The following is a 24205-nucleotide window of genomic DNA, read 5'->3' on the forward strand; positions in this document are numbered from 1 at the left end:
GACCAACAATGCTTGAACGTATCCTCACCCTGTCCGTGCGTCACCGCTGGATGGTGGTGGCGCTGGCCCTGCTGGCGATGGCCGTGGGTGGCTGGACGGCCCTGCGCCTGCCCATCGACGCCGTGCCCGACATCACCAACAAGCAGGTGCAGATCAACACCACCGCCCCGGCCCTGTCGCCGGTGGAGGTGGAGAAGCAGGTGACCTTCCCCATCGAGACGGCGCTGGCCGGCATCCCGGGGCTGGAGGGCACGCGCTCGCTGTCGCGCAACGGCTTCTCCCAGGTCACCGCCCTGTTCGCCGAGAATGTGGACATCTACTTCGCCCGCCAGCAGGTGGGGGAACGCCTGGGCGAGGCCAAGGCCGCCTTGCCCGAGGGGGCGGAACCCCACATGGGGGCGCTGTCCACTGGGCTGGGGGAGGTCGCCATGTGGACCGTATCCCTGGCCCCCTTCGATCCCGCCAAGGTCAAGCCGGGCGCCGCCGGCTGGCAGGCCGACGGCGGCTATCGCACGCCGGAGGGCGAGGTGCTGACCACGGAGGCGCAGCGGGCGACCTACCTGCGCACCGTGCAGGACTGGATTATCCGGCCGCAGGTGAAGGGCGTGCCCGGAATCGCCGGGGTGGACGCCATCGGCGGATATGTGAAGCAGTACCAGGTGGCACCCGATCCGCAGCGGCTGGCCGCCCGGGGCCTGACCCTGACAGACGTCGCACAGGCGCTGGAGCGCAACAACACGAGCGCCGGCGCGGGCTACCTGGAACGGCGGGGGGAGGCCTACGTGGTGCGGGCCGACGGCCGCCTGCGCGATACGGAGGACATCGCTGCCGTGCCCATTGCGACGCGCGACGGGACGCCCGTCCTGCTGCGCGACGTGGCCGCCGTGAGCCTGGGTCATGAACTGCGCAGTGGCAGCGCCAGCGAGAACGGGCTGGAGGTGGTGGTGGGCACCGCCCTGATGCGGGTGGGTGGCAACAGCCGCACGGCGGCCGCGGCCGTGACGGCCACGCTGGCCGACGTCGCCCGCACCCTGCCCCCCGACATCAAGGCGGAGGTGGTGCTGAACCGCACCAAGCTGGTGGATGCCACCATCCACACCGTGGGCAAGAACCTGGCGGAGGGCGCCCTGCTGGTGATCGTGGTGCTGTTCGCCCTGTTGGGCAACATCCGCGCCGCCCTGATCACCGCCGCCGTCATCCCCGTGACCATGCTGCTGACGGCCATGGGCATGGTGGAGGCCGGCATCAGCGCCAACCTGATGAGCCTGGGCGCCCTGGACTTCGGCCTGATCGTCGACGGCGCCGTCATCATCGCGGAGAACTGCCTGCGCCGCTTGGGCCACCGCCAGCAGGCCCTGGGCCGCCCCCTCTCCCCACCGGAACGGTTGGCGGAAGTGGTGGCCGCCTCCAAGGAGATGATCCGCCCGTCCGTCTACGGCCAGGCCATCATCATCCTGGTCTATGTGCCGCTGCTGACCTTCACCGGGGTGGAGGGCAAGATGTTCCAGCCCATGGCCTTGACGGTCATCACCGCCCTGGTGGGGGCCTTCATCCTGTCCCTGACCCTGGTGCCGGCGCTGATCGCCCTGGCCATCACCGGGCCCGTCAATGAGACGGAGAACCGTGTGGTGGCGCGGGCCAAGGGCTGGTACGCGCCTGTCCTGGAACGGGCGTTGGCCACGCCCCTGCCCTGGATCTTCGGCGCCGCCTGCCTGTTCCTGGCCAGCGTGGGCCTGTTCACCCGCATGGGGCAGGAATTCATCCCCACGCTGGATGAGCAGGACATCGCCGTGCAGGCGGTGCGCATCCCCAGCACCTCGCTGACCGAATCCACCGCCATGCAGCAGCAGGTGGAACGGGCGGTGGGCGCGATGCCGGAAGTGGCCTTCGTCTTCTCCAAGACAGGCACGGCGGAGATGGCGGCCGACCCCATGCCGCCCAACGCGTCCGACACCTTCATCATCCTGAAGCCACGGTCGCGATGGCCGGACCCGGGCTTGCCCAAGGCCGACCTGGTGGCCCGCGTCGAGGCGGCGCTGGGCCAACTGCCCGGCAACGCCTATGAGTTCACCCAGCCCATTCAGATGCGCTTCAACGAGCTGATCTCCGGCGTGCGCAGCGACGTGGCGGTGAAGCTGTACGGCGACGACTTCGAGGCCCTGCAGGCCTCGGCCAATCGCATCGCCGGCGTGCTGCAGGGCATCGCCGGCGCGGCCGACGTGCGGGTGGACCAGGCGGCGGGCCTGCCCACCCTGGACATCCGCGTCGACCGCCAGACCGCCGCCCGCTTCGGCCTCAGCGCCCAGGACGTACAGGACGTCGTGGCCATGGCCGTGGGTGGGCGGGCCGCCGGGCAGGTGTTCGAGGGCGACCGCCGCTTCGACGTCACGGTGCGGCTGGCCGATCCCATGCGCAATGACCTGGATACCCTGCGCGCCCTGCCGGTGCCCCTGCCCGAAAAGGGCGCAGATGGTCCCCGCTTCGTGCCGCTGGGCACCGTCGCCAGCTTCACCCTGGCGGAAGGGCCCAACCAGATCGGGCGGGAGGACGGCAAGCGGCGCATTGTCATCCAGGCCAATGTGCGCGGCCGGGACATCGGGTCCTTCGTGGCGGAGGCGCAAGCGCGGCTGGCCTCGGTATCCCTGCCGTCCGGCTACTGGGTCAAGTGGGGCGGCCAGTTCGAGAATCTGGCGGCGGCGCGCGACCGTCTGGCGGTGGTGGTGCCGGCCTGCTTCGCCGCCATCTTCCTGTTGCTCTACGGCGCCTTGGGCTCGGCACGGGACGCCGCGCTGGTGTTCAGCGGCGTGCCGCTGGCCCTGACCGGCGGCATCGCGGCGCTGTGGCTGCGCGGCATGCCCTTTTCCATCTCCGCCGCGGTGGGCTTCATCGCCCTGTCCGGCATCGCCGTGCTGAACGGCCTGGTCATGGTGTCCTTCATCCGCCAGGCCATCGCCAACGGCGACGATCCCCTGGCCGCCATCCGCGACGGGGCGCTGAACCGCCTGCGGCCGGTGCTGATGACGGCCCTGGTCGCGTCACTGGGCTTCGTGCCCATGGCGCTGGCCACCGGTCCGGGGGCGGAGGTGCAGCGGCCGCTGGCCACCGTCGTCATCGGCGGCCTGATCAGCGCCACCGCGCTGACCCTGGTCGTCCTGCCGGCACTCTACCGCCGCTTCGCCGTGCCAAGCCCGGCACCGGCGGGAAGGGCGGTGCCGTCACTGGCGGAATAGTGCCGGAACCGGCTGTCCGTTCCGGTGGTTTCCTGGGGTCAATTGCCGCAGGAGATCGCCGGAATGGCGCCGCGTTCGTTCTGGAAGGGCTATCTCAAGCTGTCCTTGGTCACATGCCAGGTGGCCATGACGCCGGCCACGTCGGAGAACGAGAAGGTCCGCTTCCACACCCTGAACCGCGAGACGGGCAATCGGGTGGTCAGCCGCTACGTCGACGCCGTCACCGGCGACCCGGTGGACGAGGACGATGAGGCCAAGGGCTATCCCCGGGGCGAAGACGACTATTTGATCCTGGAGGATGACGAACTGGATGCGGTTGCGCTGGAAAGCACCCGCACCATCGACATCGAAATGTTCGTGCCGCGCGATAGCATCGAATGGATTTGGTACGACACCCCCCACTACCTGACGCCCAGCGACCCCGTGGGGGAGGAGGCGTTCTCCGTCATCCGTGAGGCCATGGCCGCCACCGGCAGGGTCGGCATCTCCCGCCTGGTGATGTACCGGCGGGAACGGGCCGTGATGCTGGAGCCACAAGGCAAGGGCATCATCGTCTGGACCCTGCGCTATGGTGATGAGGTGCGCGACCCGGACGCCTACTTCGGCGGCATCGGTGAGGAGAAGCCCGAGCCCAAGCTGATGTCCCTGGTCAAGACCCTGATCGAGGAACGCACGCGGCCCTGGGACCCCTCCCTGGTGGATGATCCGGTGCAGGACCGCCTGTTGGACCTGATCGCCGCCAAGAAGAAGGGCCGCAAGCGCCCCGCCAAGGCCAAGGCGCCGGAGGCCGACGCCCCCAGCAACGTCATCAACATCATGGACGCGTTGAAGAAAAGCCTGGCCGCCGAGGGCAAGGGCGCGCCCAAGCGACGGTAGGCCCGCCCGCTCAGGCGTATGGCACGGCCTGGAATTCGGGCAGCGCCTCCGCACGATCCGACAGGCGGACCAGGCCGGGATGCTTGGCCGGGTCGATCAGTCCGGGGGCCATGTTCTGGGCGAAATACCAGGCGACGGCGGTGGTGATGTCGGCCTGGTTGGGACGGTCGCCGCCCATCCAGGTGGTGCCGTCCCCCACCTCGCGCTCCAGCAGGTCGAAGGCGGTGACGGCCTGGGCGCGCACCCGTTCCAGCCAGGGTTGGTGCTGCTTGTCCTCGGGGCGCAGCTCCAGTTCATAGACCACCTGCACCGTCTTCTCGCACGCCACCAGCGCCAGGCCGATCAGGCGCTGGGCGCGGATGAAGGCGGCGGTGTCGGCGGGCATGAGATGCCTGTCCGCCGGCACCAGGCGTTCCAGCGCGTCCAGGATCAAGGTGCTGTCCATCAGCACCGTGCCGTCATCCAGCACCAGGGTTGGCGCCTTCACCACCGGGTTGATGGCGGCGAAGGTGTCGTAGTGGCGGAAGACGGACACCCGCTCATGCTCGAAGGGCAGCCCCATGGCCACCAGCGAGATGCCCACGCGGCGGACATAGGGTGAATCCGGCATTCCGATCAGGCGCATGGCATCAGCCTCTTTGGCGGGTGGGGGACGCATTCTGCCTGAAACCGGGCGCGGCGCCAGCCCCTTGACCCGCCGCCCTAGCCGGCCCGCTTGCGCGCCGGCCTCTTCCCCTCCTCCAAGGGCCGGGCCGCCGCCCGGAAATCGGCCCACGGGTCGGCGGAAAGGGCGGCCAGTCGCGTGGGAGCCGTCATGACCGTGAAATAGGCGGGGCCGATGGCCGGGCTCAATTCCTCCCACGCCATGGGCATGGAAACGGCCGCGCCGGGCCGGGCGCGGGTGGAATAGGCGGCGACCGCCGTCGCGCCCCGCTGGTTGCGCAGGTAGTCGACCAGGATTTTGCCGGTGCGCTTGGCCTTGGTGATGGTGGCCACGAACCGGTCCGGGCTGTCGGCGGCCATGGCGTCGGCGATGCCTTTGGTGAAGGCCTTCACGGCCGTCCAGTCGGCCTTGGGCATCAACGGCGCCACCACATGCAGGCCCTTGCCGCCGGTGGTCTTGACGAAGGCCGCCAGGCCCGCGTGCTCCAGCCTGTCCTTGACCTCATGCGCGGCATCGATGACCGCCTGCCATGCCACGCCCTCCCCCGGGTCCAGGTCCAGGGTGATGGTGTCCGGCCGTTCCCAATCCTTGAGGGTCGAGCCCCAGGGGTGGATTTCCAGCACCGCCGCCTGCACCAGGCCCAGCAGACCGTCCAGGTCGTTGATCGCGATCAACGGCCCTTCCGCCGGTTCCGTCGGGTCGGGTACCTGGACAATGGCTTTGCTCAGCCCCTTCCAGGCATGCTTTTGGAAGAACTTCTCACCGGCGATGCCGTTGGGGCAGCGCAGCAGGGCCAGCGGCCGGCCGACGATGAAGGGGGCGATGGACCGCCAAACCTCCGTGTAGTAATCGACCAGACCAGCCTTCGTCACCCCCTCGTCCGGCCAATAGAGGCGGTCAGGATGGCTCAGCTTCATCAGGGGCTTGGGCTCCGCGCGGCCCGCCACGCGGACGGTGCCCGCCGGCGCCCTGGCGGCTGGTTCACGCACCACGTCTTTCGGATCCTTGTCTTCCCGCAGGCCACGGAAGGCAGCATGGCGGATGTTACCGTCGCCCGTCCAGGTGCGGAAGTCCACCTCCGCCACCAGGTCGGGCCGGACATAGCGCACCAGGCGCCGTTCCTCCGCCGTCAGGGTGTCGTCGAACGGGCTGTCCTGCACCCGCATGCGTTCCAGCCGGCGGAACAATTCTTCCGCCACCGAAACGGTATAGCCGGTGCCGACGCGCCCGACGTGGCGCAACTCGCCCTCGTCATAGACCCCCATGACCAGCGAGCCGATGGCGCGGCGCGCGGTGGTGGACGGGACATAGCCCGCCACCACGAATTCCTGGCGGTTGCCGCACTTGGACTTGATCCAGCCTTTGCCCCGGCCCGGCCGGTAGGCGGCGTCGCGCACCTTGGAGACAATGCCCTCCAGGCTCAGGCGGCAGGCGTGGTTCAGCACCAGGCCGCCGCTCTCCTCGAAATGTTCGCTGTATCGCAGGGGATCGCCGGCGTCCGCCAACAGGTCCTTCAAGGCCGCCTTGCGCCGCTCCAGCCCCACGCCGCGCAGGTCCCGGTCCTCCAGATGAAGAAGGTCGAAGGCGTAGAACAGGAAGCGGTCGCCGCGGCCCTCGCTGAGGTCGGCCTGCAAGGCGGAAAAATCGGAAGCGCCGGCGGCGTTTTCCACCACCAGCTCGCCATCGATCAGCGCCTTGCCCACCGGCAGCGCCGCCAGCGCCTCCGGCACCGCCTTGCCGAACTTCTTGGTCCAGTCCAGGCCGCCCCGGGTCAGCAGCTTGACCCGCCCCGCCTCGACGCGGGCCTGCAGACGGTAGCCGTCGAACTTGATCTCATGCACCCAGCGATCCCCCACCGGGGGCTTGGCCTGCAGCGTGGCCAGGGCGGGCTCCACGAAATCCGGCAGCGGGCCGGCCTTGGCCCCTTTCAGCTTGGGCGTCCCGGCCGCCGCGGCGGTCTCGGCGACAGTCTCGCGGGCCGGGGTGCGGGCCTTCCTCTGGATCCTGCCCGTTTTGGAGGACCAGCCCGGTTCCTCCCCCGCCACCTCGGCGATGACCCGGCCCGTCTTCACCGATTCCGGCCGCTCTTCCAGGATGTCGGCGTCGCCCTCGCCGCGCGCGGCCCCATCCTCGCCCTTGATCAGCAGCCAGTTCTCGCGCTTTTCCCCCGGCCGCTTGTGCATCCGCACCAGGTGCCAATGGCCGCCCAGCTTTTCCCCGTGCAGCTCGAAATCGAGGTGCCCCTTGGCGTAGCCCTTGTGGGCGTCGCCGATGGGCGTCCACTCGCCCCGGTCCCAGACGATGACGGTGCCGCCGCCGTATTCGCCCTTGGGGATGGTACCTTCGAAGTCGCCATAGTCCAGCGGGTGGTCCTCGACATGGACGGCCAGGCGCTTTTCGCCGGGCACCAGGCTGGGCCCCCGGGTGACCGCCCAGCTTTTCAGCACGCCGTCCATTTCCAGCCGGAAATCATAGTGCAGGCGGGTGGCGTCATGCTTTTGGATGACGAAGCTGTGGCCCGCCTTGCGGCCCTTGCGTCCCCGGGGCTCGGGCGTGGCCGTGAAGTCGCGCTTCTTATGGTAGGTCTCCAGCGCCATGGCTCAGCTGGCCTTCCGCCGGGCGGGGGTTGCCTTGCGCTTCGGCACAGTCCCGGTGGAATGGGGCCGGGTGGAGTGGGGTTTGGCACGGTTGGCGTTGGATGCGGCCTTCTTGGCCGGCGGCTTGCCGCCCAGCCCCGCGCTTTCCCGCAGGGCCGCCATGAGGTCGGTGGTCTTGGCCGGCGGCGCCCGTTTCCGCGCCGGCGGGGCCTTGCCCTCCAGCTTGGCCTTCACTAGGTCGGCCAGCGCCGTCTCATATCGGTCGTCAAAGTCCGCCGGCTTGAAGACGCCCTTCTTGGTCTCGATGATGTGCCGGGCGAGGTCCAGCATCTCACCCTCGATCTTGATGTCGGCAATTTCATCAAAGGCCTGGGCGGCGGATCGCACCTCGTAATCGAAGTTCAGGGTGGTGGCGATCAGGCCGACGCCATGGGGGCGGACCAGCACGGTGCGCACCCGGCGGAACAGCACCGTCTGCGCCAGCGCCGCCACCTTTTTGGCGCGCATGCCCTCGCGGATGAGGGCAAAGGCCTCGTCCGCGTGCCGGTCGCTGGGCGCCAGGTAATAGGGTTTGTCGAAATAGACGTCATCGATCTCGGCGCAGGGGATGAAGGCCAGGACGGACAGGGTCTTGTCGCTTTCCGGCACGACGGCGGTCACCTCGTCCGGTTCCAGCACCACGTAGTCGCCGCGTGCGATCTCATATCCCTTCACCTGGTCTTCACGGTCCACCGGCTTGCCCGTCTCGCCGTCCACGAACTGCCGGTGCACCCGATGGCCGGTGGCGCGGTTGACGGTGTGGAAGGCGATGCGTTCAGATGCGGAAGCGGCGGTGTAAAGCGCCACCGGGCAACTGACCTCCCCGATCTTCAGGAACCCCTTCCAGTTCGCCCTGGGTGCCATGGTCGCCGCCTTCCATATCCGCCTTCCACATGGGAACCGCGACTCAACGCCGGCGGCGGCGCGCGGGTTCCGGGAACCCCGGGCGGAACCACGGACGCCGGCGTACGGTTTAACGCGCGCCATCAGCGGGGGAGATTCGAGCGTGAAGCTGTTCAACTGCCAGGCCTGCGGCCAGATGCTGTATTTCGAGAACCGCGTCTGCGAGCGTTGCGGCCACCGTCTGGGCTACCTGCCCGATGACGACAAAATGCATGCGGTCGAGGCGGAGGGGGAGGCCTGGCACGCCCTGGGCGCGCCTGAGCAGCTTTACAAGTTTTGCGCCAACGCGGAGCTGGACGCCTGCAACTGGCTGCTGCCGGCGGGGTCGGAGGAGCGCCTGTGCGCCGCCTGCCGGCACAACCGCACCATCCCCGACGTGTCCTGTCCCACGGCCTTGGCCCAATGGCGCAAGATCGAGCTGGCCAAGCATCGCCTGTTCTACACGCTGATCAAGCTGGGCCTGCCCCTGGCCAACCGGACGGACGACCTGGAGGGCGGCCTGGCTTTCGACTTCCTGGATGACCTGCCGGAGGGCGCTGTCATGACAGGGCATGACAACGGCTTGATTACATTGGCGTTGAAGGAGGCCGACGATGCGGAGCGCGAGACGCGCCGCACCCAGCTGCATGAGCCCTATCGCACCCTGCTGGGCCATTTCCGGCATGAGATCGGCCATTACTATTGGGATCGGCTGGTGCGCGACGAGGATAGGCTCGACGCTTGCCGCGCGGTGTTCGGCGACGACCGGCAAGATTACAGCGCCGCCCTGCAACACCACTACGACCAGGGCGCCCCGGCCGACTGGCAGCAGAATTTCATCAGCGCCTATGCCACCAGCCACCCGTGGGAGGATTTCGCCGAGACCTGGGCGCACTACCTGCATATCGTCGACACGCTGGAAACGGCCCACGCCTTTGGCGTGCGGGTGCGCCCCGCCGTGGACCGCACTGGCGATCTGTCCGCCAAGGTCGACTTCAACCCCTATCGCCACGGCACCATCGCCGACATCGTTGAGGCCTGGCTGCCCATCGCCTTCGCCGTCAACAACATCAACCGCAGCATGGGGCAGGTGGATTTCTACCCCTTCATCCTGACCCCGGCCGTCATCGCCAAGCTGGGTTTCATTCACGACCTGGTGGGCGCCGACCGGACAGCCAAGGCGGCGGCGTGAGGATTTCCAGCCATCATTCCGGCAGCGCATCTGTCTTGCCAGGACAGATGTGACTTTTTCTTGTGACTTGCCGATTGTCACAGGCCAGACTGGGGTGTAATCCGACAGCGATGTCATCACCCGGGATGCCATCCCCAGGACGAGCGCACCATGACAGGGGGGCATACCGATGCTCGATGGCCACAGTCACGTTGACGCCCTGCACGCCATCGCCGCCAGCCTGTCCGGTACCAACCTGGAGCGGGCCAGCGACCATAACCAGCGCGTCACCCTGCAGGCCATCCGCGTCAGCGGCCAGATCACCCGCGCCGAACTGGTGGAACTGACGGGACTGACCCTGCCGGCCATCGCCAACATCACCAAGCGGCTGCTGGCCGAGGGGCTGATCGTCGAGGCCGGGCGCCAGCACGGCGGCCGGGGCCAGCCCGCCATCCTGCTGGAGATGAACCCGGACGGCTGCTTTTCCATCGGCGTCACCATCGACCGCGACCACATCACCCTGGTGGTGCTGGACCTGCTGGGCACGGTGCGGGCGCGCGCCTCGCGGGAGATCGACTTGGCGCCCCCGGAGGTGGTGGCCCAGTTCTTCCGGACGGAAATCTCCGCCATCCTGGCGAGCACCGGCCTGCCCCTGTCGCGCTTCATCGGCATCGGTGTCGCCATGCCCGACGACATCGGCCGCGTGAGCCTGGCGCGCTGGCCCCAGGCCTATGCCGCCTGGCGCGACGTGGACGTGGCCCGCCTGTTCGCCGACGTGCTGCCGCTGCCCGTGTTCGTCGAAAACGACGCCACCGCCGCCGCGCTGGGGGAGCTTCAGTTCGGCCACGGCCTGCGCCATCGCAGCTTCTTCTACATCCTGATCAGCGGCGGCCTGGGTGGCGGCATCGTCGTGGACGGCAGCCAGTTCCGCGGCGCGCGGGGCCGCAGCGGTGAGATCGGCTTCCTGCCGGTGCGGTCGGACCGCACCACCGCCCGCACCCTGCAAGAGGCCGTGTCCCTGTCCGCCCTGTATGATCGCCTGGCCGCCGCCGGCCACACCGTGGATGAGCCTGGACAGCTGTGCCGGTTGGCCGGCACCCCGGCCGAGGCGGTGGTGGAGGAGTGGATAGAGCTGGCGGCCGACCTGATGATCGACCCGCTGGTGGCAACCAACTGCCTGGTCAATCCCGAGGCCATCTTCCTGGGCGGACGCCTGCCCGCCCCGCTGGTGGACAAGCTGGCCGCCGCCCTGAACCTTCGCCTGGGCGCGTTGCGGGACATCCCCCAGGTGGCGCCCGTGCTGCGCGCCGCCATGGCCGCCGACGCGCCGGCCGTTGGCGCCGGCATGCTGCCCTTCACCGATCGCCTGCTGCCCAGCCGCGCCGCCCTGATGAAGACGGCGGACAATTGACGCCGCCCTCTGTCCTGCCGGACAGAAAGCCGCGCTTGATTAAGCAAAACAAATTCCTTTAATTGGGCCGCGACAACAGCGCCTGGGGAGGGCGGCCCGGTGATCCAACGGACGATCCAAGCGCTTTTGGCGCTGACCCTCTTGCTCATCGGCGCGACGCAGGCTTATGCCGCAACGGTAGAAGTCTTCACCAGCATCGGCGCCCTGCTCGGCACCGGCGATGGCAAAGGCGGCGCCGTGTTCCAGGGCATCCCTTTCGCTCAGCCGCCCGTGGGTCCGCTACGCTGGCAGCCACCACAGCCCGTCGGTGGGGTGCAACAAACACGCGATGCCACCCATCCCTCGCCGCCCTGCCTGCAACGCGGCTATGGCTGGAACGACGCCTTGGCGGCCCGCAGCCAGGAGGACTGCCTGTACCTGGACATCCGCACCCCTGCGCTGTCGCCGCGCGCGGCATTGCCCGTCATGGTCTGGATCCATGGCGGCGCGAACCGCGCGGGCGCGGCGGATGGCACGGTGATGTCCAGCCTGGCCGACCCTGTCAGCCCGAATGGGGGTGTTGTGTTGGTGGCCATCCAATACCGGCTGGGCACCTTCGGATTCCTGTCCTTGCCGGAGTTGACGGCGGAGTCGCCGTATCATGCCTCAGGCAATTATGGCCTGATGGACCAGATGGCGGCCTTGGCCTGGATCCGCCAGAACATCGGCATGTTCGGCGGCGACCCGGGCAACATTACGATCTTCGGCGAGTCCGCCGGCGGCCAGGACGTGGGTCAGCTGATGCTGGCGCCCAATGCCCGCGGCCTGTTCGCCAAGGCCATCGAGCAAAGCGGGACCGCCGGCTTCGGCGTCCCGGCCCGCACCCTGGCCGAGAATGAGGCCCTGGGCGGCCAGCTGCTGGACAAGGCGGGGGTGAAAAGCCTGGCGCAGCTGCGCGCCCTGTCCGGCGCGGACATCCTGGCGGCCACGGACAAGCTGAAGCCCGCCACCATCGCGGACGACAGCTTCATCTGGCTGCAGGCCGTCATTGACGGCTGGGTCCTGCCCCAGGCGCCGGAGGACCTGCTGGCCGGCGCCGCCCCCGTGCCCCTGATGATCGGCAGCAACGCGCGCGAGCTGACGCTCCATGGCGGGGCGGATGCCGTGGTGCCCACCATCCGCCAGGCGTTCGGGCCCAACGCGGCGAAGGCGCTGGCCTTTTACGGCATCACGGCCACCACCCTGCCCGCCCCGGACCCGCGCCTGGGCGACGTGGCGACGCAGCTGGCCGATGACCTGACCTTCCGCTGCCCCACCCTGCATGTGGCGGCCGTGCACGCCGCCGGCGGACACCCCACCTGGGTCTATCATTTCGACCGCACCCCGGCGCAAGGGCCCGTCACCCACGGCAGCGACCTGCCCTTCGTCTTCGACGGGCGGGCGGCCGGCGCCCCTGGCGACGACACGCCCACCCTGCAACGCTATTGGCTCAACTTCGCGCGCAACGGCGATCCCAACGGCCAGGGCCTGGCCCACTGGCCCGCCTATGAGGCCACCGGCGCCTACCTGGCCTTCACCGACGCCGGTCCCGAAGCCAAGACGGGCCTACGCGGCCCCCTGTGCGGCCTGCGCCCGCCCACGCCGTAACCGCCATTCACGCCGGCAGCAGGCCCGCCGCGCGGTAGCTGTCGACCAAGGTGTCGTATAGCGAGATGTCCGCGCGGCTGCGCGCCATCAGCTGCGCGCCGGAGATGGCGGCGAAAATGGCGCGGGCTCGCGCCGCCGCCTTGTCGGGCGCCACGATGCCGGCGGCCACCAGCCCCTTGGCCAGCCAGGCGACGTTGACGTCGGCGAAGGCCCGCACCTCCGCCCTCACGATGTCCGGCAGGTCATCGACTTCAGCGGACATGAAGCTGCACAGGCACAGGCGGTTGTCGTTTTCCAGCGCGCGGCGGAAGGCCTGCGGATACCGCCGCAGGGCGGCGGTGGCGTTCGGCGCCTGCGCCGCCATGGCCTCCAACTCCGCCGCCGTATCCTCCCAATAGCGCTTGGCCACCGCTGCGGCCAGGTCGGCCTTGCTGGGAAAGTGGTGGTAGATACTGGCCGCCTTGATGCCGACCGCCGCCGCCAAGTCACGGTAGTTCAGCCCGCCATAGCCGTGCGCCTGCGCGATCAGCCGGGCAGCCGCCAGGATCGCTTCCTTGGAGTTCGTGCTCATGTCCCTCGTCCCTCGGCCGTCATTCCCTGGCTTTCGCCCCCAAGGGTTACGGCCCATCAACCTAACAACTGTTAGATAGGCCTTGACGGCCTCAAAGGAAAGCTCTATCCGTTTGCCTACCAAACGTTAGGTAGGATATACCGACATGACAGCCAACATCCTGTTTTCCGACGCCACCACGCTGGCCCAGCTGATCCGCGCCCGTGAGATTTCGCCGGTTGAGGTGGTGCAGGCGCACCTGGACCGCATCGCCACCGTGGACCCCAAGGTCAACGCCATCGTCACCGTGGACGACGGCGCGCTGGCTGCCGCCAAGGCGGCGGAGGCGGCCATCCTGAGGGGGGAGGACGTGGGGCCCCTGCACGGCGTGCCCTTCACCGCCAAGGATTCCATTGATACCGCCGGTGTCGCGACCCAGCGCGGCTCCCCCATCTTCAAGGGCCGCGTGCCGGACACCGACGCCGTCAGCGTCGCGCGGCTGAAGGCGGCCGGCGGCATCCTGTTGGCCAAGACCAACCTGCCGGAGTTTTCGTATTCGATCGAATCCGACAACCTGCTGACCGGCCGCTCCAACAACCCCTGGAACCTGGATCGCACCCCCGGCGGGTCCAGCGGCGGCGAGTCCGCCGCCATCGCCGCCGGCATGTCGCCCCTGGGCCTGGGCACCGACCTGGCCATCTCAGTCCGGGGGCCGGCGGCGCAGACGGGCATCGTCGGCCTCAAGGCCACGCACGGCCGCGTGCCCATGACGGGCATCTGGCCCCGGGCGCCGCGCCGTTTCTGGCACGTGGGTCCCATGGCCCGCAGTGTCCGCGACGTCGCCCTGGCCTATGCGCTGCTGGCCGGTCCGGACGGGGCCGACGCCCTCTCAAGCATGATGGGCGCCGGCGACACGGCCCCCATCGATGCCGGTGTCGGCGCGACACCGGCGCGGCCGCTGCGGGTGGGCTGGCTGGTGGAGCCGGGCTTCGGGCCCATCGACACGGAGGTGGCGGCCACCGTGCAGGCAGCGGCCGAGGCGCTGAAGGGCAGCGGCTGCGTCGTGGAGCCGGTGCGCATTCCAGCGCTGGAACGCGACTTCGCCCTGGACGTGTTCCTGCGCCTGCACATCATGGAGATGAAGCCGGCCTTCGTGGAGGCCACCGCCGGCCAGCCACCGGAGAACCTGTTCCACATCGCCCAAGCCATGCTGGCGGCGCCAGAGACGTCCATGGCGGACTTTATCGAGGCGGAACAAGCGGCGGAGCGGTTGAAGGACGGCTTCGCCGACTATTTCAGCCGTTATGATGCCCTGTTGTGCCCCGTGCTGCCCCTGCCGGCCCACGGGCACGGCGTCACCGAGGTCACGATCAACGGCCAGACGGTGAACGCGCTGAACGTCATGGCCGCCACCTCACCGCTGAACGTGACGGGGCTGCCGGGCCTGTCCCTGCGCTTCGGCACCAGCCGGGACGGCCTGCCCATCAGTGTGCAACTGGTGTCCAGCTGGATGGCGGAATCGACCATCCTGCACCTGGCCGGATTGCTGGAAGAGGTGAGCCCGGTGCGCGGCCTGCATCCGAAGATCTGACCATCACCGGACGCCGCGGCATCAACGCCCCAACCGGCGGAGATGTCGCGGCGATGCCGAGGGCGCCGCCGCTTCGCCTAGGCCGCCGCCCGCTCGGCGGCCGGCCGGCGGCGCAGGTCCGCCTTCTGGAGGGCCGGCGGGTCATACATCGCCGCCAGCGCCCCCAGGTCGGTACCAGGCGGCACGATGGCGTCGATGCGGTCCAGAACCTCGTCCGACAGCGACACCTCGGCCCCGGCCAGCAGATCGTCGAACTGCGCCAGGGTGCGCGGCCCCAGGATGGCGGCGGTCACGCCCCGGTGCGCGATGGCGAAGGCCATGGCCAGGTGGGTCAGGGACAGGCCCGCCTCCTCCGCCACGACCATCAGCCGCTCCACCGCGTCCAGCCGGCGTTCGTCGCCCATCTGCTTGGGGAAGCGGCGGGCGCGCAGGCTGTCGGGCATAGCCTGGCCCTTGCGGTAACGGCCGGTCAGCATGCCCATGGCCAGCGGGCTCCACACCATGGCACCCATGCCGAACCGCTCGCACACCGGCAGCACCTCACGCTCGATGCCGCGGTTCAGGATGGAATAGGGCGGCTGTTCGGCGCGGAAGCGGGCCAGGCCCCGCCGCTCCGCCACCCATTGCGCCTCCACGATGTCCGACGCCGGGAAGGTGGAGGTACCGATGGCCCGCATCTTGCCCGCGCGCATCAGGTCGGTCAGGACGGACAGCGTCTCCTCGATATCCGTATCGGGGGCGGGGCGGTGGATGAGGTAGAGGTCGACGTGGTCCGTCCCCAGCCGGCGCAGCGAATCCTCCAGCGCGCGGGTGATCCAGCGGCGGGAATTGCCCTGCTGGTTGGGATCCTCGCCCATGGGCAGATGCGCCTTGGTGGTCAGCACCACACGGTCGCGCCGGCCCTTGAGGGCCTTGCCCACGATCTCCTCGGACTCGCCCTGGCTGTAGAAGTCGGCCGTGTCGATGAAGTTGATCCCGGCATCCAGCGCCTTGTGGATGATGCGGATGGCCTCGTCATGGTCGGGGTTGGCCATGGCGCCGAACATCATGGCGCCCAGGCAATAGGGGCTGACCTTCATGCCGGTGCGGCCCAGGGTGCGATACTGCATCGCCCTCTCCTTCTCTCTTACGTCGATGGGTGCTATATAAACGGAACAGCGTTCCGGTCACATATACGGAACAATGTTCCGTTTTTCAAGCGAGGATATGGTGGACGACACGGCGGGAGAGATCCGTCCTGGGAATGACGGCAAGCGGCGGCGGGTGCGCGCGGACGCGCAGCGCAACCTGGACGCCCTGCTGCGGGCGGCGATGGCGGTGTTCGCCACGTCGGGCGTCGACGCCCCGGTGCGGGAAATCGCGGATAAGGCCGGCGTGGGCATCGGCACGGTCTACCGCCACTTCCCCCAGCGCTCGGACCTGATCATCGCCGTCTTCCGGCAGGAGGTGGACGCCTGCGCCGACGCCGCCCCCGCCCTGGCGGCGGCCCATGACCCGGGGGAGGCGCTGAGCCGCTGGATGCGCCGTTACCTGGAGTTCATCGCCGCCAAGCGCGGACTGGGCGCCGCGCTGCATTCCGGCGACCCGGCCTATGAGGTGCTGCCCGATTATTTCCAGAAGCACTTGGTGCCGGCACTGCAGTCCCTGCTGGACGCGGCGGCGGCGGCGGGCGTGGTGCGCGCCGGCTTCGCCGCCGTCGACCTTCTGCGGGCCGTCGCCGTGCTGGCCGCCCCGTCGCAGGAGCTGGGGCCGGAGCATGGGCGGCGCATGGTGGATTTGCTGCTGGACGGCCTGCGCTACGGCGCCGGCCCGTCAGCAGGCGCCTGATCCCGCCTCAAGTTTCCAGCCGCCCGGCCATTTCCTCCAGCGAGACGCGCTTGGTCTCGGGGAAGAACAGCAGCACCACCCCGAACTGCAGGGCCATCATGGCGGCGAACAGGTAGAAGGGCGCGCCCTTGGAGACTGTCGCCACCAAGGGGAAGACGCCGGAGAGGAAGGCGTTGGCCAGCCAATGGGTGGCGCTGCCCAGGCTTTGCCCCCGCGCCCGCACCGCCGTGGGGAAAATCTCCGCGATATAAACCCAGATGACCGCCCCCTGGCTGAACGCGAAGGCGGCGATGAAACCCAACAGCGGCCAGATGAGGTAGGCGCCGCTACCGAACCCGGACAGGATCAGGGCGGCCGCCGCCAGGCTGATAGTCATGCCCACGGCGCCGGTCAGCAGCAGGGTCTTGCGTCCCGCCCGGTCGATGACCGTCATGGCGATGCCGGTGAACAAGAGGTTGGTCGCGCCCACCGCCACCGATTGCAGGTCGGCAGAGACCTTGCCGAAGCCGGCGGCGGCGAAGATGTCGTTGAGGTAATAGAGAATGGCGTTGATACCGCTGAACTGGTTGAACAGCGCCAGGCCCACGGCCAGCAGGATGGGCCGGCGATGGTGGCGCCAGGACAGGCGGCCCGCATCCTGCCGATCCCCTTGGCCAAGAGCGCGCACGGCGCTGTCGACGTGGGCGACACCCGTGCGGCGCAGCACCAGCGCGGCCTCCTCCACTCTGCCCTTCACCGCCAGCCAGCGCGGGCTGTTGGGAATGAAGGCCAGCAGGCCCAGGAACACGGCGGAGGGGACGGCCGTGACCGCCAACTTCCACCGCCATTCGGCATCGCCCAGGTCCAGGCCGCCGACCAGGTAGTTGCTGAGGTACGCCACCAGGATGCCCAGCACGATGTTCAACTGGAACAGCCCGACCAGGGCGCCCCGCCGCTGGGGCGGGGCGATCTCCGCGATATAGACCGGCGCCAAGACGGAGGAGCCGCCGATGCCCAGCCCGCCGATGAAGCGGAAGAAGACCAGGGACGGCCAATCCCACGCCAGGGCGGAGCCGACGCCCGATACCAGATACAACAAGGCCATGACGCGCAGGCAGTCGCGGCTGCCGTAACGGTCGCCCGGCCGGCCGGCGCCCAGGGCGCCGATGCAGGTGCCGACCAGGGCGCTGGACACGGTGACGCCCACCGCCCCCGGCGTCAGGTTCATGATGGCGCGCAGATCGCCGGTGACCCCGGCGATGACCGCCGTGTCGAAACCGAACAACAGGCCGGCCAGCGCCGCCGTGGCGATGCTGAGGAACAAAAACGCCATGGCCCCGCTTCCTCCCTCTTTTTTATTTAACCAATTTGTTTTATTAAATTGTGCTCGTCTGTTTGTCGATAGGCCTTCATTCCGGCTCCCGAGAACAGGCAAAACCGGATGGGATGCCGCTTGGCGCGCAACGTCCGAAACCAAAGAATAATGGTCCGGCCCCGCGGGGTCGACCCTGGGAGGGAGGCCTTAAGATGCGGATGACCCAAAACCATAATTGCGCCCGAAAGATGGGCCGGGGCCTGCTGTGGGCCGCCCTGATGATGTCGGCCGCCTGGACCGCGCCCTCAAGCGCGATGGCCGGCGACGGCGTCTACGGCCCCTATAACGCCGTCTTCCTGGCCGGCGGTGACGGCCTGACCAAGCCCTTGGGCGGCGTGACTTTGCCCACCGACGGCCCCTGGACCCTTTCAGCCTGGTTCCAGGCCGACGAGATCGCCGCCGGCACCGTGCTGTTGGCCGGCGTGGGCGACCCGGCCCAGGGCCGTTACCTGGCGCTGAAGGACGGCCGGCTGGCCCTGCGCACCGCTTCCGGCGACACCATCAGTGGCGGGGCGGCCGTGAAGGCCGGCACCTGGCACCACGCCCTGGCCAGTTCCGACGGCAAAACCGTCCACCTCTACCTGGATGGCGTCGAGGTGGCGCATGGCACGCCCGCCCAGATCACTATCACCCCGGTGGTGGGCCTGGCGCCGCGCCTGGGTGGCGCCTTCGCCGGCCGCATCGCCGGTTTCACCGTCGCCCCCCAAGAGCTGGGCGCGGCGGAGGTCAAAGCCGCCGCCCAGGGCAAGCCCACCACCGACCTGATCAATTTCGAGGCCGCCAGCCCGACTTGGCCGGTACAGGTCAGGCAGATGATGGGCCAGGTGACGCCACAGGATCCCTGGACCCTGCCCAAGAGCGCCGCCCCGTTCTCCAAGCCGGTGGCCAAACCCTTGCCCACCGGCCCGGCGTTGAAGGCCGACGGTGCCCCCGGGAGTGATAACCATTGGACCGTGGGCGGCTGGCGCCTGGCGGAGGCGCCCAAGGTGCAGGGCGACGGCGCCCATATCTCCCAGCCGGGGTTCGACACCGCGTCCTGGTATGTGGCCACCGTGCCCGGCACGGTGCTGACCACCCTGGTCGACCGGGGTGTCTACCCCGACCCGGATTACGGCCTGGACAACCTGGCCATCCCGGAAAGCCTGAACAAGCAGGACTACTGGTACCGGACGGAGTTCGACGCCCCCGCCGACCTGCAGGGCCGCCACCCGCTGCTGACCTTCAAGGGCATCAACTACGCCGCCGAGGTTTGGCTGAACGGCGAGCGGCTGGGCGGGGTGCGCGGCGCCTTCATCCGGGGGCAGTTCGATGTCACCGGCCATTTGCGCCCGGGTCAGAAGAACGTGCTGGCGGTCAAGATCACCCCGCCGCCCCATCCCGGTGTGCCGCATGAGCAGTCGATCGCCGCCGGCGTGGGCGAGAACGGCGGCATGCAGGCGTTGGACGGCCCCACCTTCATCGCCAGCGAGGGCTGGGACTGGATCCCCGCCGTCCGCGACCGCAACACCGGCCTGTGGCAGGACGTGACCCTGACCGCCACCGGCGCGGTGCGAATCGGCGACAGCCAGGTGGTGACCAAGCTGCCCCTGCCCGACACCAGCACGGCGGACATCACCATCACGGTACCGGTGGAGAACCTGACCGGCCAGCCGGTGCAGGCCGAAATCCGCGCCGCCTTCGACGACGTGACCGTCGCCAAGACCGTGACCCTGGCGCCGGGTGCGGGCAGCGTCACCCTCACGCCCGCCGAATTCCCGCAGTTGAGCGTCAAGAACCCGAAGCTGTGGTGGCCCAACGGCCTGGGCGATCCCGCCCTGCACAGCCTGACCCTGACGGCCGCCACCGGTGGGCCCCAGGGGAGTATGAAGTCGGATGAACAGCACACCCGCTTCGGCATCCGGGAGGTCAGCTATGAGCTGTCACTGATGGACAGCGGCGGCCACCTGCGCCGGGTGGAGGTGGACCCAACGGCCGCCTTCCAGCGGGGCGAGCGCGTGGTCGACGGCAGCCACACCGGCATCCACAAGATCGCCGGCGGCTGGGTCTCCTCCCTGCTGCCGGGGGCGGAGAAGTCACCGGCGGTGAAGCCGCTGGAGGACACCAGCCTGGCCCCCTACCTGATCCTGAAAGTCAACGGCGTGCGCGTGCCGGCGCGCGGCGGCAGCTGGGGCACCGACGACTGGCGCAAGCGCGTGTCGCGCGACCGGCTGGAGCCGTTCTTCCGCCTGCATCGCGAGGCCCACGTCAACATCATCCGCAACTGGGTGGGCCAGAACACCGAGGACGTGTTCTTCGACCTGGCCGACGAATATGGCCTGATGGTGCTGAACGACTTCTGGGAAAGCACCCAGGACTACAACATCGAGGCCCAGGACGTGCCCCTGTTCCTGGACAACGCCGCCGACGTCATCCGCCGCTATCGCAACCACCCCTCCATCGTGCTGTGGTTCGGCCGCAACGAGGGTGTGCCGCAGCCGGTGCTGAACGAGGGGCTGGAAAGCCTGATCGCAACGCTGGACGGTACCCGCTACTACAGCGGCAGTTCCAACCGCGTGAACCTGCAGGACAGCGGCCCCTACGACTACCGCGACCCATCGCAATACTTCACCAAGCTGTCCCGCGGCTTCGCGGTGGAGGTGGGCACGCCCTCCTTCCCCACGCTGGAGGCGTTCGAGGCCGCCGTGCCGGCGGCCGACCGCTGGCCGGTCAGCGACAATTGGGCCTATCACGACTGGCACCAGTCCGGGAACGGCGATACCCACGGCTTCATGACCGCCATGGACCGCAAGCTGGGGGCGGCCACCAGCCTGGCCGACTTCGAGCGCAAGGCCCAGCTGATGAACTATGAGACCCATCGGGCCATCTTCGAGGGCATGAACGCCGGCCTGTGGAGGGTGAATAGCGGCCGCCTGCTGTGGATGACCCAGCCGGCGTGGCCCAGCACCAACTGGCAGATCATGAGCCACGACTACGACACCCATGGCGCCTTCTACGGCGTGCAGAAGGCGGCGGAGCCCCTGCACGTGCAGCTGAACGCGCCGGACGATGGGATCAGCGTGATCAACAACACCCGTGAGGCGAAAAAGGGCCTGACCATCCGCGCCCGCGTCCTGACCGTGGATGGCAAGGTCATCAGCGACCGGACCCAGAAGGTCGACGCCCCCGCCGACGCCGCCACCCAGGCGCGGAAGCTGGACCTGGCCGCCGCCATCCAGGCCAACGGCCTGGTTCTGGTGGAGCTGGAGCTGTCGGACGCCGGCGGCGCGCTGTCGCAGAACGTCTACTGGCGGGTGGCCGACGAGGCCGCCACCCGGCACCTGAACGACCTGGCGCCGCAGCCCGTCACCCTGGCCACGCGGACGGAACGGGCGGGGGACGAGGTCAAGGTGCATGTGACCCTGACCAACACCGGCACCGCCGCGTCGCTGATGAACAAGCTGACCCTGCAGAACGCCGACGGCAGCCGACTGTTGCCGGCCTACGCCAGCGACAATTACGTCTCCCTTCTGCCGGGGGACCGGCGCGAGGTCACCATCGCCTACCCCGCCGCCCTGGCCCAGGGGCAACCCAAGGTGGCCCTGCGCGGTTGGAACACCCAGCCGGCCACGGCGGCTGTCACCGCGCCCTGAAGCCCGTGGGCCGTCCCCATTCGATTTGGAATGGGGACGGCGCCTATTGGGCGTATCCCTTCCGGCGCCCGCCCCCCTTGACCTGGGTCAATGCGGCGGCGCCCCCGCATGGCACACTGCGACCCGAGCTGGCGACCCGGCATCGTGCCACGGCACGGACAGGCCGCTCCCCTGTGATGAGGGCGGGTGTCATGATCACGGAAATCCTGGTCCACCTGGACGGAAGTTCGGACGACGAATACCGGTTGCTGCATGCCGAGCATCTGGCGACAGCGCACAGGGCCCATATCCGCGGGGTCTACTGCGAATGCCTGCCCGAGATCGTTCTGACGCTGCCGCAATACGCCGTCAGCCGGGGCGCGGCATCTGAGCAGATGAGCGCGCTCAAGGCCCAGGCGGACAGGACGGAGCAGGCCCTTCGCCTCCGGCTCGACAAGCTGAGCGTTCCCTATGATCTTCGTCGCTTCGATGTCCTGATCGACGGCATCGACCGCGTCGTGGCCAGTCAGGCGCGCACGGCCGACCTGACGGTGGTGCGCACGCCCTACCAGCCCGGCTTCGCCCTGCCGGGCCGGGCGCCCGAATTCGTGGAAGCCGCCCTGTTCGGATCCGGCCGCGGCGTGTTCATCGTGCCGGAGGAAGAGCCGGCCCGGCTGCGGTCCCTGGACACCATCCTCGTCGCCTGGACCGACAGCAAGGAGGCGGCGAACGCCGTGGCGCAGGCCATGCCCTTCCTGAAAAAGGCGGCCCAGGTGGTGGTGGCCATGGTGGAGGGCGACAAACCGGCGGAGGCCGCCGGCGCCGAACCCGGCGCCGACCTGGCCCGGTATCTGGACCGTCATGGCGTCACCGTCGAACTGCGCCACCTGCGGGAATGGAACACCGTTTCCGAGGCCCTTTTCAATGAGGCGAAACGTCTGGACGCCGGTTTGCTGGTGGCTGGCGCCTATGGCCACTCCCGCCTGCGGGAGTGGACCCTGGGAGGTGTCACCCGGGACATCCTGACGAAAGCGCCCCTCCCGGCCCTGTTGGCCCACTGACCCGAAAGGCGCGGCCATCATGTCCGCTTCCGCCGCCCGCGAGCGATCGGGCGCGGGGCCGGCCGGCGCGCACCCCCCTTCCCTATCCGCCACCCGTGAAAGGAGACATGCCATGCCTGAATCAGCCGTCCCGACCGAACCGGCCAAAGCCACGGCGCCGCAATCCGTTCCGGTCAACACCGACGCCGCCGCCACGGCGTCGCCCTTCCACTTCTGGAACTCGTTTCGTGACGAGCTGGATAGCGCCTTCGGCCGCTTCTCACGCTCGCTGCTCAACGTCCCCGCCCTGTGGCGATCGCCGGACACCGATCCCTTGCGCCATTTCGAGGGCGCGTTCGGCGTGACCATTCCCGCCGTCGACATCACCGAGCGGGAAGCGGACTACCAGATCACCGCCGAGTTGCCCGGGATCGAAACCAAGGACATCAGCGTGTCCCTGGCCGACAACGTCCTGACGTTGAAGGGGGAGAAGACCATCAACGTCGATGAGAAGCGGGGGGATGTGCACCTGACCGAGCGGCGTTACGGCAGCTTCCGCCGGTCCTTCCATGTGCCCAGCGACACGGATGTGGAGAAAATCTCCGCCGCCTTCGACAAGGGCATCCTGACCGTGACGCTGCCCAAAGCCGGCACCGCCGCCAAGCAGGAGCGGACCATCCCCATCACCCATTAGGGCGAGAGGCGGTGGCGGTCCGTGACGGCCAAGCTGGAGGGGCCTTGGGCCTGGATGCGTCGGGATCACGCCTTCATCCCGTGACCCGTTGAGCCAAGTCAAGGTCCCACCGGCCTGTCCGGGGCAAGCTGTGTTCCAGAGAGCTGGCGACCGCCCCATGCCCCGCCATGGACAGGCCGCTTCACCGAAGGAGGGCCGGCGCGATGATCAAGGAAATTCTGGTTCACCTGGATGGCGGAGCCGACGACGAAAGCCGCATCCTGCACGCCGACCATCTGGCGATCATTCATCAGGCCCATGTCCAGGGCCTTTACATCAACATCCTGCCCGAGCCGCCGGAAAGCATATCGCACTACGCGGTCAGCCGCAGCCTGCTGCCCCAACACCTGGAAGACGCCAGGGCCCAGTGCCGGCTGGTGGAACACGCCCTGGAAGAGCGCCTGGCGAAACTGGCCGTCCCGCATGACCTGCATCGCATCGACTGCCGGGCGGCGAATGTCCAGGCATTGGTCGCCACCCACGCCCGCACGGCGGATCTACTGGTGGTCCGCACCCCCTACCGCATCGCCGAACCCAACCGCGCCAGCGATGTGGTGGAGGCGGCGCTGTTCGGATCGGGCCGCGGCGTGTTCATCATCCCGGAAGAGGACCCGTTGAGCCTGCGGCCGTTCGACACCGTTCTGGTCGCGTGGAAGGACAGCCGCGAGGCGTCGAACGCCGTAGCCCAGGCCATGCCGTTCCTGCGCCGCGCCGGCCAGGTGATCATCGCCACCATCGACAACGGTGGATCCAAGGACGCGCCCGGCGACCGAAACCTGGCCCGCTATCTGGAACGGCATGGCGTTGCCGCCGAGATCCGCCGGCTGGGCAAGTGGGACAACATCGCCGCCGGGCTGTTCAACGAGGCCGAACTCGCGGGCGCCGGCCTGATCGTGGCGGGGGCCTATGGCCATTCCCGCCTGCGGGAATGGGCGCTGGGCGGTGTGACGCGCGACATCCTGACCAAGACCCCGGTCCCGACGCTGCTGGCCCACTGACGCCGGGC

The 24205-nt window shown here is 68.9% G+C and carries 17 protein-coding genes; 11 read left to right on the plus strand and 6 right to left on the minus strand.

Annotation, left to right across the window (positions count from 1 at the left end; translation table 11 throughout):
* Positions 1–8: 8 nt before the first annotated feature.
* Together UAJ10_RS06835 and ku (UAJ10_RS06840) are read left to right on the plus strand one after the other, a co-directional pair.
* Positions 9–3230, plus strand: a complete 3222-nt coding sequence (locus tag UAJ10_RS06835; RefSeq protein ID WP_322914632.1) for an efflux RND transporter permease subunit — start codon at positions 9–11, stop codon at positions 3228–3230.
* A gap of 63 nt (positions 3231–3293) precedes the next feature.
* Positions 3294–4106: a non-homologous end joining protein Ku gene (gene ku, locus UAJ10_RS06840; RefSeq protein WP_322914633.1), complete on the plus strand. Its 813-nt coding sequence runs from the start codon at positions 3294–3296 to the stop codon at positions 4104–4106.
* A gap of 10 nt (positions 4107–4116) precedes the next feature.
* Here ku (UAJ10_RS06840) and UAJ10_RS06845 read toward each other — a convergent pair whose 3' ends face one another.
* The 3 genes from UAJ10_RS06845 to ku (UAJ10_RS06855) all read right to left on the minus strand — a co-directional run bounded on the left by UAJ10_RS06845 (position 4117) and on the right by ku (UAJ10_RS06855) (position 8270).
* Positions 4117–4731 (minus strand): glutathione S-transferase family protein, encoded by a 615-nt coding sequence (locus UAJ10_RS06845; RefSeq protein WP_322914634.1) that lies wholly within the window; start codon positions 4729–4731, stop codon positions 4117–4119.
* 77 nt (positions 4732–4808) lie between these two features.
* Positions 4809–7367, minus strand: a complete 2559-nt coding sequence (ligD, locus tag UAJ10_RS06850; protein ID WP_322914635.1) for a DNA ligase D — start codon at positions 7365–7367, stop codon at positions 4809–4811.
* A 3-nt stretch (positions 7368–7370) separates the two neighbouring features.
* The gene (gene ku / locus UAJ10_RS06855; RefSeq protein WP_322914636.1) at positions 7371–8270 is read right to left on the minus strand and encodes a non-homologous end joining protein Ku; all 900 of its coding nucleotides are present in this window, start codon (positions 8268–8270) and stop codon (positions 7371–7373) included.
* Between the two features lie 142 nt (positions 8271–8412).
* Here ku (UAJ10_RS06855) and UAJ10_RS06860 point away from each other — a divergent pair, with 142 nt between their 5' ends.
* The 3 genes from UAJ10_RS06860 (at position 8413) to UAJ10_RS06870 (ending at position 12496) form a co-directional block, all read left to right on the plus strand.
* Positions 8413–9480 (plus strand): zinc-binding metallopeptidase family protein, encoded by a 1068-nt coding sequence (locus UAJ10_RS06860; RefSeq protein ID WP_322914637.1) that lies wholly within the window; start codon positions 8413–8415, stop codon positions 9478–9480.
* A gap of 169 nt (positions 9481–9649) precedes the next feature.
* A complete protein-coding gene (locus UAJ10_RS06865; protein ID WP_322914638.1) occupies positions 9650–10870 on the plus strand; it encodes an ROK family transcriptional regulator in 1221 nt (406 codons plus the stop codon).
* Between the two features lie 99 nt (positions 10871–10969).
* Positions 10970–12496, plus strand: coding sequence for a carboxylesterase/lipase family protein (locus UAJ10_RS06870; protein WP_322914639.1), 1527 nt, complete (start codon positions 10970–10972; stop codon positions 12494–12496).
* A 7-nt stretch (positions 12497–12503) separates the two neighbouring features.
* On the opposite strand, the gene UAJ10_RS06875 is transcribed toward UAJ10_RS06870, so the two are convergent.
* A complete protein-coding gene (locus UAJ10_RS06875; protein ID WP_322914640.1) occupies positions 12504–13067 on the minus strand; it encodes a TetR/AcrR family transcriptional regulator in 564 nt (187 codons plus the stop codon).
* 145 nt (positions 13068–13212) lie between these two features.
* On the opposite strand from UAJ10_RS06875, the gene UAJ10_RS06880 reads away from it, so the two are divergent.
* A complete protein-coding gene (locus UAJ10_RS06880; protein WP_322914641.1) occupies positions 13213–14637 on the plus strand; it encodes an amidase in 1425 nt (474 codons plus the stop codon).
* 77 nt (positions 14638–14714) lie between these two features.
* Here UAJ10_RS06880 and UAJ10_RS06885 read toward each other — a convergent pair whose 3' ends face one another.
* Positions 14715–15746 carry an aldo/keto reductase gene (locus UAJ10_RS06885; protein ID WP_322914642.1) on the minus strand — a complete coding sequence of 344 codons (1032 nt, stop codon included), beginning with the start codon at positions 15744–15746 and terminating at the stop codon, positions 14715–14717.
* A 73-nt stretch (positions 15747–15819) separates the two neighbouring features.
* Between UAJ10_RS06885 and UAJ10_RS06890 the strand changes: the two genes are divergently transcribed.
* On the plus strand, positions 15820–16464 hold the full coding sequence (locus UAJ10_RS06890; protein ID WP_322914643.1) for a TetR/AcrR family transcriptional regulator: 645 nt from the start codon (positions 15820–15822) through the stop codon (positions 16462–16464).
* A 7-nt stretch (positions 16465–16471) separates the two neighbouring features.
* On the opposite strand, the gene UAJ10_RS06895 is transcribed toward UAJ10_RS06890, so the two are convergent.
* Complete coding sequence (locus tag UAJ10_RS06895) at positions 16472–17776, minus strand: sugar porter family MFS transporter (protein WP_322914644.1); 1305 nt, start codon at positions 17774–17776, stop codon at positions 16472–16474.
* Positions 17777–17970: 194 nt separating this feature from the next.
* On the opposite strand from UAJ10_RS06895, the gene UAJ10_RS06900 reads away from it, so the two are divergent.
* The 4 genes from UAJ10_RS06900 (at position 17971) to UAJ10_RS06915 (ending at position 24197) form a co-directional block, all read left to right on the plus strand.
* The gene (locus UAJ10_RS06900) at positions 17971–21447 is read left to right on the plus strand and encodes a glycosyl hydrolase 2 galactose-binding domain-containing protein (RefSeq protein WP_322914645.1); all 3477 of its coding nucleotides are present in this window, start codon (positions 17971–17973) and stop codon (positions 21445–21447) included.
* Positions 21448–21638: 191 nt separating this feature from the next.
* Positions 21639–22487, plus strand: coding sequence for a universal stress protein (locus UAJ10_RS06905; RefSeq protein WP_322914646.1), 849 nt, complete (start codon positions 21639–21641; stop codon positions 22485–22487).
* Between the two features lie 112 nt (positions 22488–22599).
* A complete protein-coding gene (locus UAJ10_RS06910; RefSeq protein ID WP_322914647.1) occupies positions 22600–23160 on the plus strand; it encodes an Hsp20/alpha crystallin family protein in 561 nt (186 codons plus the stop codon).
* 203 nt (positions 23161–23363) lie between these two features.
* The gene (locus UAJ10_RS06915) at positions 23364–24197 is read left to right on the plus strand and encodes a universal stress protein (RefSeq protein WP_322914648.1); all 834 of its coding nucleotides are present in this window, start codon (positions 23364–23366) and stop codon (positions 24195–24197) included.
* Positions 24198–24205 lie beyond the last annotated feature (8 nt).

The sequence above is a fragment of the Nitrospirillum guaranorum genome (genome assembly GCF_034653275.1).
GTDB lineage: Bacteria > Pseudomonadota > Alphaproteobacteria > Azospirillales > Azospirillaceae > Nitrospirillum.